Annotated in this window: 16 protein-coding genes and 1 pseudogene; 6 read left to right on the top strand and 11 right to left on the bottom strand. The window is 66.1% G+C overall.

Annotation, left to right across the window (positions count from 1 at the left end; all coding sequences use genetic code 11):
- Nucleotides 1-609: 609 nt before the first annotated feature.
- The 7 genes from ACFVVK_RS12450 to ACFVVK_RS12420 form a co-directional block, all read right to left on the bottom strand.
- A complete protein-coding gene (locus ACFVVK_RS12450) occupies nt 610-1,092 on the bottom strand; it encodes a hypothetical protein (protein ID WP_390266967.1) in 483 nt (160 codons plus the stop codon).
- 110 nt (nt 1,093-1,202) lie between these two features.
- Complete coding sequence (locus ACFVVK_RS12445; protein ID WP_390266964.1) at nt 1,203-2,351, bottom strand: hypothetical protein; 1,149 nt, start codon at nt 2,349-2,351, stop codon at nt 1,203-1,205.
- Nucleotides 2,352-2,446: 95 nt separating this feature from the next.
- Nucleotides 2,447-2,653, bottom strand: a complete 207-nt coding sequence (locus ACFVVK_RS12440; RefSeq protein ID WP_390266961.1) for a hypothetical protein — start codon at nt 2,651-2,653, stop codon at nt 2,447-2,449.
- A gap of 266 nt (nt 2,654-2,919) precedes the next feature.
- Complete coding sequence (locus ACFVVK_RS12435; RefSeq protein ID WP_390266958.1) at nt 2,920-4,137, bottom strand: MFS transporter; 1,218 nt, start codon at nt 4,135-4,137, stop codon at nt 2,920-2,922.
- A gap of 40 nt (nt 4,138-4,177) precedes the next feature.
- A complete protein-coding gene (locus ACFVVK_RS12430; RefSeq protein WP_390266955.1) occupies nt 4,178-5,164 on the bottom strand; it encodes an aldo/keto reductase in 987 nt (328 codons plus the stop codon).
- A gap of 100 nt (nt 5,165-5,264) precedes the next feature.
- Entirely contained in the window at nt 5,265-5,687 is a 423-nt protein-coding gene (locus ACFVVK_RS12425) for a cupin domain-containing protein (RefSeq protein WP_390266952.1), read from the bottom strand.
- A complete protein-coding gene (locus tag ACFVVK_RS12420; protein WP_390266949.1) occupies nt 5,684-6,589 on the bottom strand; it encodes a helix-turn-helix transcriptional regulator in 906 nt (301 codons plus the stop codon). Before ACFVVK_RS12420 ends, ACFVVK_RS12425 begins: the two co-directional genes overlap by 4 nt.
- Nucleotides 6,590-6,708: 119 nt before the next feature.
- Between ACFVVK_RS12420 and ACFVVK_RS12415 the strand changes: the two genes are divergently transcribed.
- Complete coding sequence (locus ACFVVK_RS12415; protein ID WP_390266946.1) at nt 6,709-7,083, top strand: DUF2255 family protein; 375 nt, start codon at nt 6,709-6,711, stop codon at nt 7,081-7,083.
- Between the two features lie 12 nt (nt 7,084-7,095).
- Complete coding sequence (locus ACFVVK_RS12410; protein ID WP_390266944.1) at nt 7,096-7,440, top strand: carboxymuconolactone decarboxylase family protein; 345 nt, start codon at nt 7,096-7,098, stop codon at nt 7,438-7,440.
- A 58-nt stretch (nt 7,441-7,498) separates the two neighbouring features.
- Here the strand turns inward: ACFVVK_RS12410 and ACFVVK_RS12405 are convergent, their stop codons facing one another.
- Nucleotides 7,499-9,352: a glycoside hydrolase family 15 protein gene (locus ACFVVK_RS12405; protein ID WP_390266941.1), complete on the bottom strand. Its 1,854-nt coding sequence runs from the start codon at nt 9,350-9,352 to the stop codon at nt 7,499-7,501.
- Nucleotides 9,353-9,377: 25 nt separating this feature from the next.
- Nucleotides 9,378-9,854, bottom strand: a complete 477-nt coding sequence (locus ACFVVK_RS12400) for a hypothetical protein (RefSeq protein WP_390266939.1) — start codon at nt 9,852-9,854, stop codon at nt 9,378-9,380.
- Between the two features lie 834 nt (nt 9,855-10,688).
- Here ACFVVK_RS12400 and ACFVVK_RS12395 point away from each other — a divergent pair.
- Nucleotides 10,689-11,444 (top strand): alpha/beta fold hydrolase, encoded by a 756-nt coding sequence (locus ACFVVK_RS12395; RefSeq protein WP_390266936.1) that lies wholly within the window; start codon nt 10,689-10,691, stop codon nt 11,442-11,444.
- Nucleotides 11,445-11,481: 37 nt separating this feature from the next.
- Here ACFVVK_RS12395 and ACFVVK_RS12390 read toward each other — a convergent pair whose 3' ends face one another.
- Nucleotides 11,482-12,045 carry a dihydrofolate reductase family protein gene (locus ACFVVK_RS12390; protein ID WP_390266933.1) on the bottom strand — a complete coding sequence of 188 codons (564 nt, stop codon included), beginning with the start codon at nt 12,043-12,045 and terminating at the stop codon, nt 11,482-11,484.
- A 223-nt stretch (nt 12,046-12,268) separates the two neighbouring features.
- On the opposite strand from ACFVVK_RS12390, the gene ACFVVK_RS12385 reads away from it, so the two are divergent.
- The gene (locus ACFVVK_RS12385; RefSeq protein ID WP_390266930.1) at nt 12,269-12,541 is read left to right on the top strand and encodes a DNA gyrase subunit A; all 273 of its coding nucleotides are present in this window, start codon (nt 12,269-12,271) and stop codon (nt 12,539-12,541) included.
- A gap of 121 nt (nt 12,542-12,662) precedes the next feature.
- On the opposite strand, the gene ACFVVK_RS12380 is transcribed toward ACFVVK_RS12385, so the two are convergent.
- The gene (locus tag ACFVVK_RS12380) at nt 12,663-14,027 is read right to left on the bottom strand and encodes a DUF2252 domain-containing protein (RefSeq protein WP_390266928.1); all 1,365 of its coding nucleotides are present in this window, start codon (nt 14,025-14,027) and stop codon (nt 12,663-12,665) included.
- Between the two features lie 93 nt (nt 14,028-14,120).
- Here ACFVVK_RS12380 and ACFVVK_RS12375 point away from each other — a divergent pair.
- Together ACFVVK_RS12375 and ACFVVK_RS12370 are read left to right on the top strand one after the other, a co-directional pair.
- Nucleotides 14,121-14,294, top strand: a pseudogene (locus ACFVVK_RS12375) (helix-turn-helix transcriptional regulator); the annotation flags it as partial.
- 72 nt (nt 14,295-14,366) lie between these two features.
- A complete protein-coding gene (locus ACFVVK_RS12370) occupies nt 14,367-14,819 on the top strand; it encodes a helix-turn-helix transcriptional regulator (RefSeq protein ID WP_390267245.1) in 453 nt (150 codons plus the stop codon).
- Nucleotides 14,820-14,861: the final 42 nt, after the last annotated feature.

Here is a 14,861-nt window from a genome sequence, read left to right as displayed (position 1 = left end):
CCTAGCCGTGAAGCGCAGCTTGCTTCCATTCGTTGGTGCATTGACCGGGACCAGCGCTGGGTGGAGACTCCGTAGCAAGGTTCTGGACAACGCGATTTTGGCTGACTAGCTGTATTGACCATGGACGTTAGTGATGCTCGGCGTACAATCGCCACCGAGCCCACGCCGCACTCAACGGTCAAACACCCGCCGGTCTCGTCACCAACCTCTCAGGTCTAAACAACTAGCTGGGACTGCCCCAAGTAGTGTGACTCTGACCTTGCCCTCGCTGCCCCGTTCACGATGAACGGCTGCCCATCGCGGACGCGCCGTCCGCCGCCCCGGCAACCGCAACTCGTTAGAGTTCGGCGACGCCGTCGCCGACGTCGGAGCCATTCAACAATTCATCAAGCCCTACTACACCCTGAGCCAACGCCGAAGCTTCAACCGGACTTTGCAGCCCGGTTGGGCCTACCGGCGAGTTTTCAACAGCAGCAACTAAAGTCGTCTCACTCCAACGCCTTGACGCCAGCACTACAACAACACCAGGGAATCCAGGCCGGCATCGGAAACCACATACATCACCCGACCATCAACAACCTCTGACCCAGTAAGCGTTCGGCAGGCGCCTTATGCCTTCGATTTCGCAGAACTTTTTGACTGAGCCCCGTTTTCCACAGCGTCCCTAGCTCTCCAGTAGGGGGGAAACGTATCTGTATACAGGACGTGGAGACGTCGAACCGATAACAGGAAGTACAGGGCAACGAGTGAACTGAGCCCGACAGTGACTGCGGTAGCAATGACGCTAACCTGATCCTCTTTGGCGGTTGTTGCCGCAACTCCGCTCAGCCACATGGCATCGATACCCGCCAATAGTCCAGCGGCCAGTAGTGTCAGTGCGCCTTCATCCATGAGTTTTGAAGCTAATAGTTTCATGTTGCTAGTTGGTCTATTGGCCAACGTAAGTCGAAGTGAAAACACGATGGCGAACGCTGAGATGAAAACACCTGCCATTAGTCCCAGTCCGGATGCGAGCTCGCCCACGCTTTGCATGCGCCACCCAAGATGGTAGGACACACCCGCGGTAACCGGGCCGGTGAGGAGAACAAGCATTCGCACGACTCGTGCGGGCTTGCCATTCCCAGCGTGACGTAGGAATCTGAATTGATCAGATAGCAATGCGAATACGTTGACCCGTGCCAGGCTCATAGTTAAACCTACGCTCACTCTATTGGTTGGTGTAAGTACCAATCTGCTTCCATGTCCATCTGATAGTTGCTGAAGAGCAACCGTGCGGCGTCGTTCACCCTCGTGCAAAATTCGTCATCTGAGACAGGCCCCTCGCCCAGGTCATAAATAAACCCTTCCTTGAAGTCAAGAGGCTGAAGAGTGCGTTTTTGCTTGGCGTTAATGACTTTGACCTTCACATCATCGAAACTAGCTCCTTCCAGTTCGGACCAGAGTATGGACGCCAGCGAGTGGGCCTCTGCGCTGGGGTCTATGTCCGCGTCACGCGTCGCGTCCTCCGCATCTTTCGGTAACCAGCTGCTTACCCTTTGGAGAATACGCCGGACCTGTGACTTTTTGTGGCCTATCTTGAAGGTCAGCACCACGTCTTCTGCGAGGGGGGTTTGTGAGTCGCTAGGTATGAACTTCTTGAACAGCTGGACCTCTTTGACGCTTCCGTCCTCGACCAGTTTTTTCACTGCGCCAGAGTCCGCGATCGGCCCCAGAGGCTTGATCTTGTAGCGGTGGCCGACCGCCGCCTGAAAGAGTCGTCTCGGAAACTGCTTTGCAGCGTGCGAGCGCGAAATTACCTCGACCGCGAGGAAGCCCTTCGTTCCGGTCTCAGGCGCAATGATCAGGATTCTGTAAGAGCGTGTCGTCGCCAGCTTCTTGAGGTCCGCGTCTTTCAGCCTGCCTTCTGGGTCAACGCCCTTTTCATGGTCCCCAATAACGCCATACTGCACGCGGAGAAGTGCTGCGGAGTTCAGACGAATAGACTCTTCGAAGCGTATGACTGACGGTCGTCGTGTTGATTGCCGCAGGGTCGGCTCGTCCTCGCTATCGCTCACAACGTCCTCCGATGAGGCAATTGAAACGACTCCGCTGGAGGCGTCTTGAACTAGGGTGCCCCCCGGTTCTGCCTCAATAAACTCCTCCGCTGGTGGTTCGGCTTCGGAGGCGGATCCGCTCTCCAGCGCCGCCTGACGAGCTTTCTCCGCAGCTCTAAGCGCCTCCTCGGCGGCCTGTATCTCCTGACTACGGCGCTCGATCGCGGCCGTTACGTCCTCATGAACAAGATCGAGATAGCGAGTCTTGCCGAAGTCCATCAACGGCTGACGCTGCCCCTCACGCAGTTCGATCTCCAACAATTTAAACCCGTGCGCGGCCAAACGTTCCCCAATTCCCTCCGATACCAACTTGGGCATCATATAGGAGGGGACGTAACCCTAGATGCATTGGCCTACTGAGGATCCTCCGTCCAGGGTTTCACGCTGTCCTCGTCGTAGTAGGCGCACAGTCCATCCAACGGAAAACGAATAGCAAGTGGCGTGATATTGATAGTCCTGCCGCCGAACGTAGCGACTTGTCCCAGTACCTCGCCGGGGTCAGTTCTCCCGATGACCTTCACTAGGCGGCGCGTGTTTTCCGGTGCAATGAATTCACTCATGCCCTAGTTTGACGCACTAAGATCCGGAATCAGCGAAGGTCGGAGACGAATGTATGCATGGCCGCGTAGTAACGGTCAGCTATAGGGCCTGAAGACGGCCCCGTAGGATCGTGACCAGCGCCGAGGTTTCGAGTGCGCAGCCCGGTCTCGCCCACCGTGGTGACCAGTTCGTCGTCGTAGGCCACCAAAACTTCCGTCGGCTAGCGAATAGCGGCGGCGAGAAGGATGTCATCCGCGGCGGACGGCTGCCCCCTCAACCGGCAGCCTCAAACCCTGCCGGGCCCACCCGGGTTCCTGGCCGCGACGAGTACCGCGAGCCAGACCAGGCAGGCGAGGACGGCGTAGCCGGCCGTGATGGCGGGGAGGCTGAGGACCCGGCTGGCCTGTCCGGCGATGAGGCTGGGGACCGCCGACCCGGTGTACGAGATCGCGTAGATCACGGCGAGCAGGCCGGCGCGCTCCCGGGGGAGCGCCGCGGGCAGGAGCGTGTTCATGCTCCCGGAGGTGGCGAGGCCCATCCCGATGCCGCCGAGGACGCCCGCGCCGATGAACAGGCCGAGGATGCCGGCGGCGCTGGCGACCGTGAGGCCGATGCCCGCAGCGGCGACCAGAGTCATCCCGGTGCGCTGCGCGGCCGCGGGGGTGAAGCGTCCGGCGAGGAACCCGCCGAGGAAACTCGGTGCCATGTAGGAGGCGAACACGGCGGCCGCGACGAGGGGGCTGTGCGAGCCGAGGTTCTCGGCGGCGATGGAGGGGCCGAACGAGGTGAAGTAGCCGCCGAACGCCCAGGTGGCGACAAAGATGCCGGAGGCCAAGGGCAGGTAGGGGCGCGCCGCCGTCGGGACGGCCAGCCGCGGGATCAGGGAGGACCAGGCGCCGGCGGTGCCGGGGACGGTCTCGGGGCGGGTGGCGAGCGCGGCCGCGCAGCCGAGCAGGAGCACGGCGAACACGCAGAAGGTGAGGACGCGCGGGGCCGGCGCGAACTCGACGAGCAGTCCGGAGAGGAAAACCCCGAGGGCGAGGCCGACGGTGGCGGCCGCTGTGGTGACGGCCGGGACCAGCCACCGCGGGCGGCGGGGTGCGGTGTCGACGATGTAGGCGCCGATGGCGCTGGAGGCGAGGCCTGCGGCCAGCCCCTGGAGGGACCGGCCGACCAGGAGCGGGAGGAAGCTGTGGACCCACAGCAGGGTGAGGCAACCGGCGGCGGCGATCAGGAGCGCGGCGATCGAGACGGGGCGGCGCCCCTGGTGGTTGGAGAGCCGGCCCAGGACGAGCAGGGCGAACACGGCGCAGACGAAGTAGGCGACGGCGACCAGCGAGAACTGATCGTTGGTCAGGCCGTCGGCGCTCCGGTACGTGTCGTAGAGGGGAATCGCCGCGGCGCCGGCGGCGAACACGGTGACGAACGAGACGGTGGCCGCGACGAAGCCGCGCCCCTGGACGGGGGCGGCGGCACGGGCGCGGCGGGGGTGTGTTTGGGTCATGGGCTTTCTGGATTGGGACGGATCGGGACGGGCCCGGGCGTCAGCGGTTGACGTATCCCAGGTGGAGGTCGTTGTACCGGGCGCCCTTCACGCCGATCCGCTGAGCGAGCGCGTCGAGATCGGCGACGTCGTCCGCCGACAGGGCCACCGCCGTCGAGCCGGCGTTCTCCCCGATCCGGGCGGTGCTGCGGGTGCCCGGGATGGGCACGATCCACGGCTGCTGCGCGAGCAGCCACGCCAGCGCGATCTGCGCCGGCGTGGTGCCCTTGCTGTGGGCGAGGCCGGCGACATGCTCGACGAGCGCGGCGTTGGCGGACCGGTTCTCCTCGGTGAAGCGGGGGATGGTGGCGCGGACGTCGCCGTCGGCGAAGGTGGTGGCCGTGCTGACGGTGCCGGTGAGGAAGCCCTTGCCGAGCGGGCTGAACGGCACGAACCCGATGCCCAGCTCGGCGAGCGTCGGCAGCACCTCCGCCTCGGGGTCGCGGGTCCACAGCGAGTACTCGCTCTGCACCGCCGTCACCGGATGCACCGCGTGCGCCCGGCGGATGGTCCCGGCCGAGGCCTCCGACAGCCCGAAGTGCCGGACCTTGCCGTCCGCGATCAGCTCCCCGACCGTGCCGGCGACGTCCTCGATGGGAACGTCGGGATCGACGCGGTGCTGGTAGAACAGGTCGATGACGTCGGTGCGCAGGCGCTTCAGCGAGGCGTCGGCGACGCGGCGGATCTGCTCGGGCCGGCTGTCCAGGCCCACGCTCTTGCCGCCCTCGATGCGCCAGCCGAACTTGGTGGCGACCTGCACCTGGTCCCGGATCGGCTCCAGGGCCTCACCCACCAGCCCCTCGTTCACGTACGGCCCGTACACCTCGGCCGTGTCGAAGAAGGTCACCCCGAGGTCGTAGGCGGAGCGGATCACGGCGATCATTTCCTCGCGGCTGCCGGGGTTGGGCCCGTAGCTTTGCGACATGCCCATACAGCCCAGGCCGACGGCGGATACGGTCAGGCCTTGTCCGAGGGTACGTGTGTGCATGGGTGAGTCTCCGTTCGTTGGGCTGGGTGCGGGGTGGGTGCGTCGATGGGTTTTAGGGGATCCCGACGGCGGGGTCAGGGCCGGGGTCAGGACGCGTGGATCAGGACACCGTGCCGATGTATTCGGTGCCGTTGTATTCGTCGTCGGTGATGTGCTCACCCCAGATGGTGGTCTTGGCGGGGTCGTCACCGTTCTCCAGCATGGCGATGTGCTCCATGAAGCAGCCGGGCGCGGCGGCGTGCCAGTGCTCTTCGCCCGGCGGGGTGTACAGGGTCTGGCCGGGGTGGACCTCGATGATCTTGCCGTCGCGGCCGCCGAACCGGGCGACGCCCTGGGTGACGCGGAGGTACTGTCCGCGGGCGTGGGAGTGCCAGGCGGTGCGGGCGCCGGGGGCGAACCGGACGGTGGCGACGACCATCCGCTGGTCGCTTTCGTGCGGCAGCGCGATGGGGTCCAGCCACACGTCCCCGACGAACTGCTCGGGCGGGTTCTTGCCGGTGGGCTGGGTGGGTTCGATGTTCATGCGTTCTCCTTGTTCTTGGCGTTCTTGGCGTTCTTGGCGTTCTTGGCGTTCTTGGTGGTCGTATCGGTCGCCGCCCAGCTGGCGAGCAGCCGGAGCCCGTCTCCGGACGGGGTGCCGGGGTCGGCGCTGTAGGCGGTCAGGGTGAGCCCGGGCGCGTTCGGGAGCTCGAGGGCGTCGAACGCCAGGTGCAGGTCCCCGACGGCGGGGTGCCGGAAGTCCTTGTAGCCTCCGCTGTGGAGGCGCACGTCGCGCTGCGCCCAGCGGGTGCGGAAGTCCTCCGACCGGGTGGACAGCTCCCCGATCAGCTCGGTGAGGGACTTGTTGAACGGGTCACGGCCTGCCTCGGTGTGGAGAATCGCGACGGCGGTGCTGGCCGCCTTCTCCCAGTCCGGGTACAGGACGTGCGAGCGGTGGTTGAGGAAAGCGAACCGGGCCAAGTTAACGTTGGCGGTGCCCTGGGCGTACGCCGCCGAGTACAGGGCCCGCCCGAGGCCGTTGATCGCCAGGACGTCCAGCCGGCCGTTGCGGACGAACGCCGGCACGCCCACCATGGAGTCCAGCAGCCGCTGCACGCTGGGGCTGACAGCCTCGCTGGGCTTGCGCCGCGGCCGCGCCGAAGGTGACGCCGCACGCGCCAGGTTGTGCAGGTGCTCGCGTTCGGCCTCGTCCAGCTGGAGCGCCCTGGCGAGCGACTCGAGCACGCTCTCGGAAACCCCGCCGAGCGAGCCGCGCTCGAGCTTGGTGTAGTACTCCACTGAGACGCCGGCCAGCAGCGCGACCTCCTCGCGACGCAGCCCGGGGACCCGCCGCCTGCCGCCGAACGTGGGCAGCCCCGCCTGATCCGGTGTGAGCTTCGCCCGCCGGGTGGCGAGGAACTCACGGATCTCGTGGCGGTTGTCCATACCGACCACGCTACGTGCACGTCAGGGTCCCGAGGGAGTCTCTGTCAGTACCCTGTTCGGCCAACCCACCCATAAGCAGGGTCTCCCGGGCGCGGATAAGGTGCGTGTTGACTGGTGTCATGACCGATTGGACCCCTGCTGAGCTGACGAGCATCGGCTCCACCGACGACTTCCACATCTCGCCCTTCCGCGCGGACGGAGCCACTTACGGGACGCCGACCTGGATCTGGTCCGTCGTCGTCGACGGCGCCGTGTACGTCCGCGCCTACAACGGCACCTCACCGCGCTGGTACGGCTCCGCCATGTCGCAGCGCGCCGGCCGCATCACCGCCGGCGGCATCGCGAAGGACGTCTCGTTCGTTCCCGCCCACGAGGCGTCGTTGAACGCCCGGATCGACGCCGCCTACCGCGCCAAATACGCCGGAAGCCCCCATCTGCCCACGATGATCACCGACCGGGTCCGCGCCGCAACCGTGCGCGTGGACCCCTTCTGAAAGGACAACAGCATGACCGACGAGACAACCGGCTGGACCGGCGGCCAGCGAGCCTTTGGAAACTTCGCGCCCGGCCTGGTCCACTACACGGACCGCGTCCTCTTCGACGAGGTGTGGGAGCGGCCCGAGCTCTCCAAACGCGACCGCAGCCTCATCACCGTTGCGGCGCTGCTCGCCGGCGGCAACACCGAACAGCTGAACTTCCACTTCGACTTCGCCAAGAAGAACGGCGCCACCGAAGAGGAGCTCATCGAGGCGATCACGCACCTCGCCTTCTACGCCGGCTGGCCCAAGGCGATGTCCGCGATGGCCGTCGCGAAGAAGCTGTTCGCCTCAGAGCCGAGCCAGGAGAACTAGTTCCGGTGCCGCTGGTCTCTCGCGCCGCCTGGCCGTGGCAAGTACGACGGCGTGTGGCTCAGCCTGCGCCGTGCGCGCCGCCGGCGGGCTCCGTCTTGGCCGGCTCAGCCGGCGGCTCCGCGGAGGCGACGTCCCGGAGGGCCAGCGCTGCCTGGACCAGCGCGGCGTGGGTCAGTGCCTGGGGGTAGTTGCCGAGGAGGGCCCCGGTGACGAGATCGGCTTCCTCGCTGAACAGGCCCAGCGGCCCGGCGAACCCGAGCAGCGCCCCGAACAGTTCAGTGGCCTCGTCTGTCCTTCCCGTGAGGGCGAGGGCCTGGGCGAGCCAGAACGAGCAGGGCAGGAAGGCCCCCTCATCCCCGGGGAGCCCGTCCTGGCCGGGCGGGTAGCGGTAGAGGAAGGGGTAGCCGGCCGACAGCTCCGCCCGGACGGCATCCACCGTGCCCCTGAGCCGCGCAGGGTCCGGTTCGAAGCCGGTCACGGGCAGGATCAGCAGGGCCGAGTCCAGGTCGGCGGATCCATAGGAACGGGTGTAGGTGTTCCGGGCCGTGTCGAATCCCCGGGTGGTGATGTCTGCGGTGATCGCGGCTCGTGCCGTTTCCCACCGGCGCCGGCGCTTGGCGCTGATGCGGTGGGTCTCGGCGATGCGCAGTGCCCGGTCCAGCGCGAGCCAGCCCATGATTTTGGAGTGCACATGATGCGCGGGATCGCCGCGGATCTCCCAGATCCCGGCGTCCGGTTCCGGCCAGCGCCGCGCCACGAGGTCCGTGAAGCCGCGCATCGCCCGCCACGTCTCCGAGTTGAGCCGGTGCCCCTGCCGGACGAGGTTCCACGCGGCGTCGAGGACCCAGCCGTAGCCGTCGAGCTGGTGCTGGTGGGCGGCGCCGTTGCCCGTCCGCACCGGGGCGCTCCCCGCATAGCCCGGCCAGTGCTCCAGCGTGCGCTCGCGGGGGACATGTCCACCGGTCAGGGTGAGCAGGGCCGGCAACCGGGGCCGCTGCAGCCTGCTGGCGTGCAGGAGCCAGTTCAGGAAGTTCAGCGCCTCGCCGTCCTTGCCCAGCCCGAGGAACGCGGCGATCCCGATGCTGGCGTCCCGCGGCCAGGCATACCGGTAATCCCAGTTGCGGATGCCGCCCGGGTCCTCCGGCAGGGACGTCGTGGGGGCCGCCACCGGCGCACCCGACGGGGAGTAGGTCAGAAGCTTCAGCGTCAGCAGGCTCCGCAGCACGGGTTCGCGGAACGGGACGTCCTGGCTGATGCCCGACGTCCACTCCCGCCACCGGGCCTCGTCTTCTTCCACCAGGTCCCACGCGGCCTCGGGGTCGACCCAGACCAGCGGCTCCGCGTACGCCAGGGCGAGCACCATCACCACCGGACGTCCGGGCACCACGGCGACAGCCGCCGTCGTACCCGGCTCCACCCGCAACCCGCCGCTGCAGCCGAGCGACATGGCCAGGGCGCCCCACTCGCAGACCAGGTGCTGTCCCTGCCGGATGCGCGGGCGAAGATGGCGCTCGCCGAGTCGCGGGTCAAAAACGACGGCGGCGGCCGCCGCTGCGCCGTCGGCCTCCAGCCGCCGGATGAGCAGAGTGGTGGGCAGCAGCCGGCCGGACACCTCCGCCACCATCGCCTCGGTGAGGGTCAGTGTGCCGCCGTCGGTGGCCCAGACCGTCTCGAGCGTCGCGGTGTGCGGCCGGTACCGGCGGACGAGCTGCCTGGCGGGCAGGGCGGGGCCGGCGCGGAAGGTGCCCGCTTCGGGACCGCCGAGCAGGGCGCCGAAGACGGGGTCGCCGTCGAAGGCGGGCGCGCAGAGCCAGTCGATGCCGCCGTCGGCCGAGACCAGGGCGGCCGTGCGCGTGTCGCCCAGCAGCCCGTAGTCCGCCAGGGCGGGGGAGCGGGCCTTTCCGGCTTCCATGGTGCGTTCGCCTTCTCTCGCTGGGTCAGTTGGCGGTGAGGAGCAGTCCGAGCAGGGACCCGTAGACCAGGTGGGCCGCCACGGCGACCGCCGGCGTCTGGAACCCGTAGTTCAGGCCCAGCAGGCCGGGCGGTTCCAGGGCCGCGCGGCTGGCCGGGCCGGCCCGGGTGCTCGCCATTCTGGGGTGCATGCCGGGCAGCAGCGGCAGGATGACGGTCAGCGCGACGGCGACGTGCAGGAGCCCCAGCAGCGCGCCGATCCACCACGTGGCCCGGCCCAGCAGCGCGAAAGCCGCCGCGTAGCCGAGGGCGAAGGCCTGTCCGGCCGCGAGGTGGATGAAGACCCCGGCGATCCGCGCCTTGTCCGGATCCGGCGTGACGAGGCTGCCCAGGACCAGCGGCAGGTCGAGCCGGGTCCAGCCGGCCATCTGGCAGGCGATCATCACCGCGGTCAGGGCCGTGGTGGCGAGCAGCCCGAACAGCGCCCAGCCTTGCCAGTCCATCTCAACCGCCGCCCCGCTGCGTGAGGGGGCGATCCGTCTGTGCCGGTTCCATGATTCACCTTCTAAAAGTAGATTAGCTAATTTTAGAAGATGCGGCGGGCGGCAGGCAAGGCCTGTATGGCGTCATGGCTCAAGGCAGCTCTCGGCGTGCGTCCGTTTGTGCCTGCTGCTTGGGCCGACGGAACTTCCTCGTGCTCGCGGAGTCCGTCCGTCTGACGAGGGGCAGAGATGGTCCCGGGCTGACTCTGTTAGGGGAGACCTGCTGAAACTCTGATGGCTGCGATCACGAGAAGTGCTGCGATGAGGGGCAGGGACATTATCGCCTTTTTGCGTCGTCGCTCACGGCCGGCCTCGCGGGGCAGCACAAACGCGTATACCAAGGCCGGTATTAGAAGGGCACAACCCAAAACGAGGACACCGATCGAAAACGGTGTGCTGGACCACGAAGCAGCCAGTACGGGTTGCTCAGCCGTTCTTTGGCCGAAAAGACGAGGCGTCAGCCCGACATAGTTACGAATCATCTCTGACAACACGCGTTCCACCTATCCCCAGTTTGTGGTCTATATCAGCTCGCAGACGCTGGCAGCACTTGCATAGGCCTAGCGGCTACTGTAGCCGCACATTTGCTGTTTGCGGCGACGGGACAGGCCCGACTTCCATAGGTTTACGCGCGTCTGCGCCTCGCCGACACCATGCGGGGGAGACATGCGACGGGGGAGCGGCCCGAGGGTGCCGCGGTGGGGCACCGGCTATCGGGCACGGTTGAGGTCGGAGAGAATCCAGCCCTGGACCTCTATTGCCGGCGTCCACCCCTCCAAATGACATGATCGGTGCATGAGTGTTGCTTCTCCGTTTGTTTTCGTGCACGGGCTCTTCGGACCTCTGGAAGACGACGCGATATTCCGCCAGCTCGCCGGGGCCCCGTGCTCGGCCCCCGATTTGGACGGCTACGGGGACAGCGCCGGTCATCCGGTCACCCTCGCCGGGCAGGTGAAAGCATTGCGGAGCCACATCATGCAGCGTTACCCGGGCTTTCGTGTCAATCTCGTCGGACACTCGATCGGTGCCGTCTACGCGTTCACCTTGGCCGACGAGTCGCCTGAGCTGATTGCGACTATCACAACGGTCGAGGGCAACTTCAGCTTGGCGGATGCATTCTGGTCATCCTCGATTGCTGCCCTTGACGACGGCGATGCGAGACTCTCAATCGAGGCCCGATTGGCGGATCCGGCCGGATTCCTCGAAGGCGACGGGATCCTGCCAACGCCAGACCGCCTGCGCAAGGCGGAGGAGGCGTTGGCCTACCAGCCGTGGCGCACGGTTTGGGAATCGGCGATCGCCGTGGTCAAGGCAACTGGTACGCCTCACTACCAAGCGATGCTCAAACGAGCCTTCGACCGGCACGAGGTGTATCTCGTCGCTGGGGAGCGAAGCGTTTCCAACTGGGATGTACCCGTCTGGGCCAGAACGGCTGCCCGTGGGTCGGTGATCCTGCCCGGGGCCGGCCACCTGATGATGCTCGACCAGCCCGAGGCCTTCGGACTGCTCATCGGCGAATTGATCACAGGAACAACAACCAGCATGCACTGACGAGCGAGCTGCGGTAACCCGTTCGGAGGAATCGCGCTCAGCGCCTCGTCTCGTATCTCGTCATGACCACTCCGCCGGGAAACGTCCGCGTCTCCACCAGGTTCAGGTTCACCCAGCTGTCCAGCGCAGTGAAGAACGGCGTGCCGCCGCCCACCAGGACCGGAAAGGTGGCCAGCATGTACTCGTCGATCAGCCCGGCCCGCATGGCCGCCGCGGCGAGCGTTGCGCCTCCGACGCTCATCGGGCCACCGTCCTCGGCCTTGAGCCGGGTGATCTCGGCGATCGCGTCGCCGCAGACGAGGCGGGTGTTCCAGTCGACCTTGTCGATCGTCGAGGAGAACACGACCTTAGGGGTGTCCCGCCAGTTCCGCGCGAATTCGATCTCGGCCGGTGTGGCGTTGGGCTGCTGGTCACCGGTTGGCCAGTAGGAGCTCATAGTCTCCCAGAGCTTGCGGCCGTACAGCGTCAGGCTGCTAGCCTGCTCCTGCTCGAGCCACCACTGGAAGAGTTCGTCGCTCGGGCCGCCCCAGCCGATGTCATCGCCGGGCGCGGCGATGTAGCCGTCCAGGGTCAGGTTCATGCCGTAGATCAGTTTCCGCATGGCGCCAGCCTTCCGTCAGTCCGTCTCCAGCTGGTTGACCAGCGCGGCGCGGTAACCTCTGTTGTCCGCAAGTGATCAGCAGCATCCTGTCCCTGAAAGCGCCATCGTAACGGCAATGATCTGGATGCCATAGCCTTCGGTCCTCGTCTCAACTGGGCTGTCCGGTGAAGGATCCTGAACTGGACGCAATGCCCCACGACTTCTGTCGTGGAAGAATCGCCGCATGGATGAGGATGAGCGGCGGATAAGGGACGAATTGATGATCCTCGATGCCCTGCTACGGGCGATGGATCGGCGTGACGAGGTCTTCCAGATGATTGAGGATTCAGAGGACGAGGACGAAGCCAGACGTCGGGTGGGTCAGCTGTTGGATGTGGATGAGCTGGGCAGCCGGGCAGTCCTCGACATGCAGGCTAGAAGACTCACCCGGGACCAGCGTCAGAGGCTCGCTTCCCGGGCAGCAGAACTTAGATCAAAGTTGCCTGATGGCCGCTGAGGACTTCGTTTTCTCCGTCGATTCATGGTTCCCTCGCCGATGAACAGCAGCAGAGGCAGAAACATCAGCAGCGCCGTCGGGTCGGGAAGAATTGATAGCGGTCAGTGTCCGTGCCTGACGGTCAAGGCGCAGCGCGAAGGGCCTCATAGTCGAGCAGCGATTGCCGGGCGTAGCTGAACGACCAGTCGACAACCGCTTCGGTGGCGGCCTCCGATTTGCCCAGGTAACCGAGGATCTGGCCTGCCGCGGGGCTTTGCGCGTGGGCGCGTGCGAGCAGGAGTGCGCACGTGCGGACGTAGTCGAAGAACGGGACAAAGTCGAGTCCCGTCAGGTCGATCGATCCTTTCATGTCATGGAACTGGCGCACGTAGTAGTCACGATCGTCGTATTGCAGATGGCCTAGGAACGGGTCCGACACTGCCTGCAGCACCCGTTGGAGCTGGACCACGCGTGTACCCTGACCATGCTCTGCAACATCCTGCGCGCTGCTGCTCGGCTGCGGGATGCCGCCGTAACGCTGCAACACTGACTGCCCGGCCTCCTTCACCTGGAGCAGCAGCGCATCCCCATCGGGGGACTGCAGCAACTGCAGGAAGCAACGGGTCCCGACGCTCCCGACGCCGACCACACGGCGGGCCAGATCGGTGGGGGTGTACTGGGCCAGAACGGTACGGACGTCGAGACTGACCGTGCGGCGGTATTCGGCGAACAGGCGCGGTACCACGTCGGTGTTCTGCGCGGGCGCAGCCGTCATTGCCGGAGGCCGTTCAACGAAACGCAGGCGACCGTGGTGGTCTATGTGCGTGGTGCGACGCACGGCCCGCTGGTTGGTGCGCTTCCTGGCCGCCCTGATCGCGTGGTGCAGCACCTTCTGGGCGTCCGTGCTCAGGAGGCTGCGGGCGAATTTGATGTTGCTATGCATGTAGTAGCGCTCGTACGGGTTTCGTTCCAGCATCGTGGTCAGCGCGCTGCGGTACGCCCTTACGGTGCTTTGCGCTGCCTTGCGCACCTCGCGTTCCGTGTACTCGGCGTGCATTCCGCCAACCACCACGCTCGTGACGAGCCGTTTGAGGTCCCAGTCCCACGGGGCTGCGCCGGCCTCGTCGAAGTCATTGAGGTCGAAGACGAGTTTGCGTTCCGGGGAGGCATAGAAGCCGAAGTTGCTGATGTGCGCGTCACCGCATGCCGCGACCACGATCCCCGAGTGCGGGTCGCGGGCGAGGTCCATGGCCATCAGCCCGGCCGTCCCTCGGTAGAACGCGAAGGGGTTCTCGAGCATGCGCTCCATGCGCAGGGGCACCAGCTCCTGGTTGCGGTCTTCGTTCTGTTCGCGGATATGAGCGACGGCGTCACGCTGCGCCGTGCTCCGCTCGGCCAGTGCACTACGCGGCGTGGTCCGGCGCAGCTGGCGGCCGCGGGCATACGCATCGGCACGGCTCAACTGCAGCTCTTCGTGAACCTGTGCGGAGGAGGACTCGGCAGGCATGAGGTCAGTTTGGACGCCCGCACCCGGTTCCGCAACAGGCCAACGAGACGCACCCCCTCGGTGCACGGCGTCGGGGTGGCTTAGGCTCGTTCCATGAACCGCACGGATCGCTTGTACGCACTCGTGGAGGAGTTACGTGCTATCGCCCCTCGCCCACGTAGCGGCCGATGGCTGGCTGACCGGTTTGAGGTGAGTGTGCGGACCGTCGAGCGCGACGTCAGCGCTCTCCAGCAGACGGGAACGCCGATCTGGGCGGAACCTGGCCGGAGAGGCGGCTACTGTCTAGATCCGCTGAGAACACTGCCACCGGTCAATTTCACCGCGACGGAAGCCGTTGCCATGGCCGTAGCACTGGAGTCCATGGCGGGCACCCCGTTCCAGCAGGCTGCTCATACCGCACTGCGGAAGTTGGTCGCTGCGATGCAGGCCAGCGACGCCGCCGCTGCGCGGGAGCTCGCGGCACGTGTGCATTTGCTCGGACCTCCCGCTGATCTTCCACCGATACCGTCCGTGATCGCCGATGCGCTCTCCGCCGGGCGGGTGCTTCGGATCAGCTACCAAGACAGGGATGGCGCGATGACATCGCGCGAGCTCGAGCCCCTCGGCTATGTCGGGAAACCGACCAATTGGTATCTGGTCGGGTGGTGCCGGCTACGTGACGGAATCCGAGTCTTCAGGACGGACCGCATCACCTCCAGTGTCGTGACGGCGGAAACTCCTGCGCCGAGGGTGCTCCGAGCGGAGGATCTGGCCATCCCTTACGGTGACGTCCGGCAGCTGACTGTGCTGTGAATCACCTGCCTCCGCTGCCAAACTCCGACAGGGGGTTGTCGC

The sequence above is a fragment of the Arthrobacter sp. NPDC058192 genome (assembly GCF_042883665.1).
Taxonomy (GTDB): domain Bacteria; phylum Actinomycetota; class Actinomycetes; order Actinomycetales; family Micrococcaceae; genus Arthrobacter.
This window is presented reverse-complemented; position numbering and strand designations above follow the sequence as displayed.

Bases quoted from the DNA above. Each gene is read 5' to 3' on its own strand.
- ACFVVK_RS12410 (WP_390266944.1), top strand. From the start codon at position 7,096: ATGACCGACGAGACAACCGGCTGGACCGGCGGCCAGCGAGCCTTTGGA.
- ACFVVK_RS12405 (WP_390266941.1), bottom strand. From the start codon at position 9,352: ATGGAAGCCGGAAAGGCCCGCTCCCCCGCCCTGGCGGACTACGGGCTG.
- ACFVVK_RS12385 (WP_390266930.1), top strand. From the start codon at position 12,269: ATGGATGAGGATGAGCGGCGGATAAGGGACGAATTGATGATCCTCGAT.
- ACFVVK_RS12370 (WP_390267245.1), top strand. From the start codon at position 14,367: ATGGCCGTAGCACTGGAGTCCATGGCGGGCACCCCGTTCCAGCAGGCT.
- ACFVVK_RS12380 (WP_390266928.1), bottom strand. From the start codon at position 14,027: ATGCCTGCCGAGTCCTCCTCCGCACAGGTTCACGAAGAGCTGCAGTTG.
- ACFVVK_RS12450 (WP_390266967.1), bottom strand. From the start codon at position 1,092: ATGCTTGTTCTCCTCACCGGCCCGGTTACCGCGGGTGTGTCCTACCAT.
- ACFVVK_RS12395 (WP_390266936.1), top strand. From the start codon at position 10,689: ATGAGTGTTGCTTCTCCGTTTGTTTTCGTGCACGGGCTCTTCGGACCT.
- ACFVVK_RS12435 (WP_390266958.1), bottom strand. From the start codon at position 4,137: ATGACCCAAACACACCCCCGCCGCGCCCGTGCCGCCGCCCCCGTCCAG.
- ACFVVK_RS12440 (WP_390266961.1), bottom strand. From the start codon at position 2,653: ATGAGTGAATTCATTGCACCGGAAAACACGCGCCGCCTAGTGAAGGTC.
- ACFVVK_RS12390 (WP_390266933.1), bottom strand. From the start codon at position 12,045: ATGCGGAAACTGATCTACGGCATGAACCTGACCCTGGACGGCTACATC.
- ACFVVK_RS12400 (WP_390266939.1), bottom strand. From the start codon at position 9,854: ATGGACTGGCAAGGCTGGGCGCTGTTCGGGCTGCTCGCCACCACGGCC.
- ACFVVK_RS12430 (WP_390266955.1), bottom strand. From the start codon at position 5,164: ATGCACACACGTACCCTCGGACAAGGCCTGACCGTATCCGCCGTCGGC.
- ACFVVK_RS12415 (WP_390266946.1), top strand. From the start codon at position 6,709: ATGACCGATTGGACCCCTGCTGAGCTGACGAGCATCGGCTCCACCGAC.
- ACFVVK_RS12420 (WP_390266949.1), bottom strand. From the start codon at position 6,589: ATGGACAACCGCCACGAGATCCGTGAGTTCCTCGCCACCCGGCGGGCG.
- ACFVVK_RS12425 (WP_390266952.1), bottom strand. From the start codon at position 5,687: ATGAACATCGAACCCACCCAGCCCACCGGCAAGAACCCGCCCGAGCAG.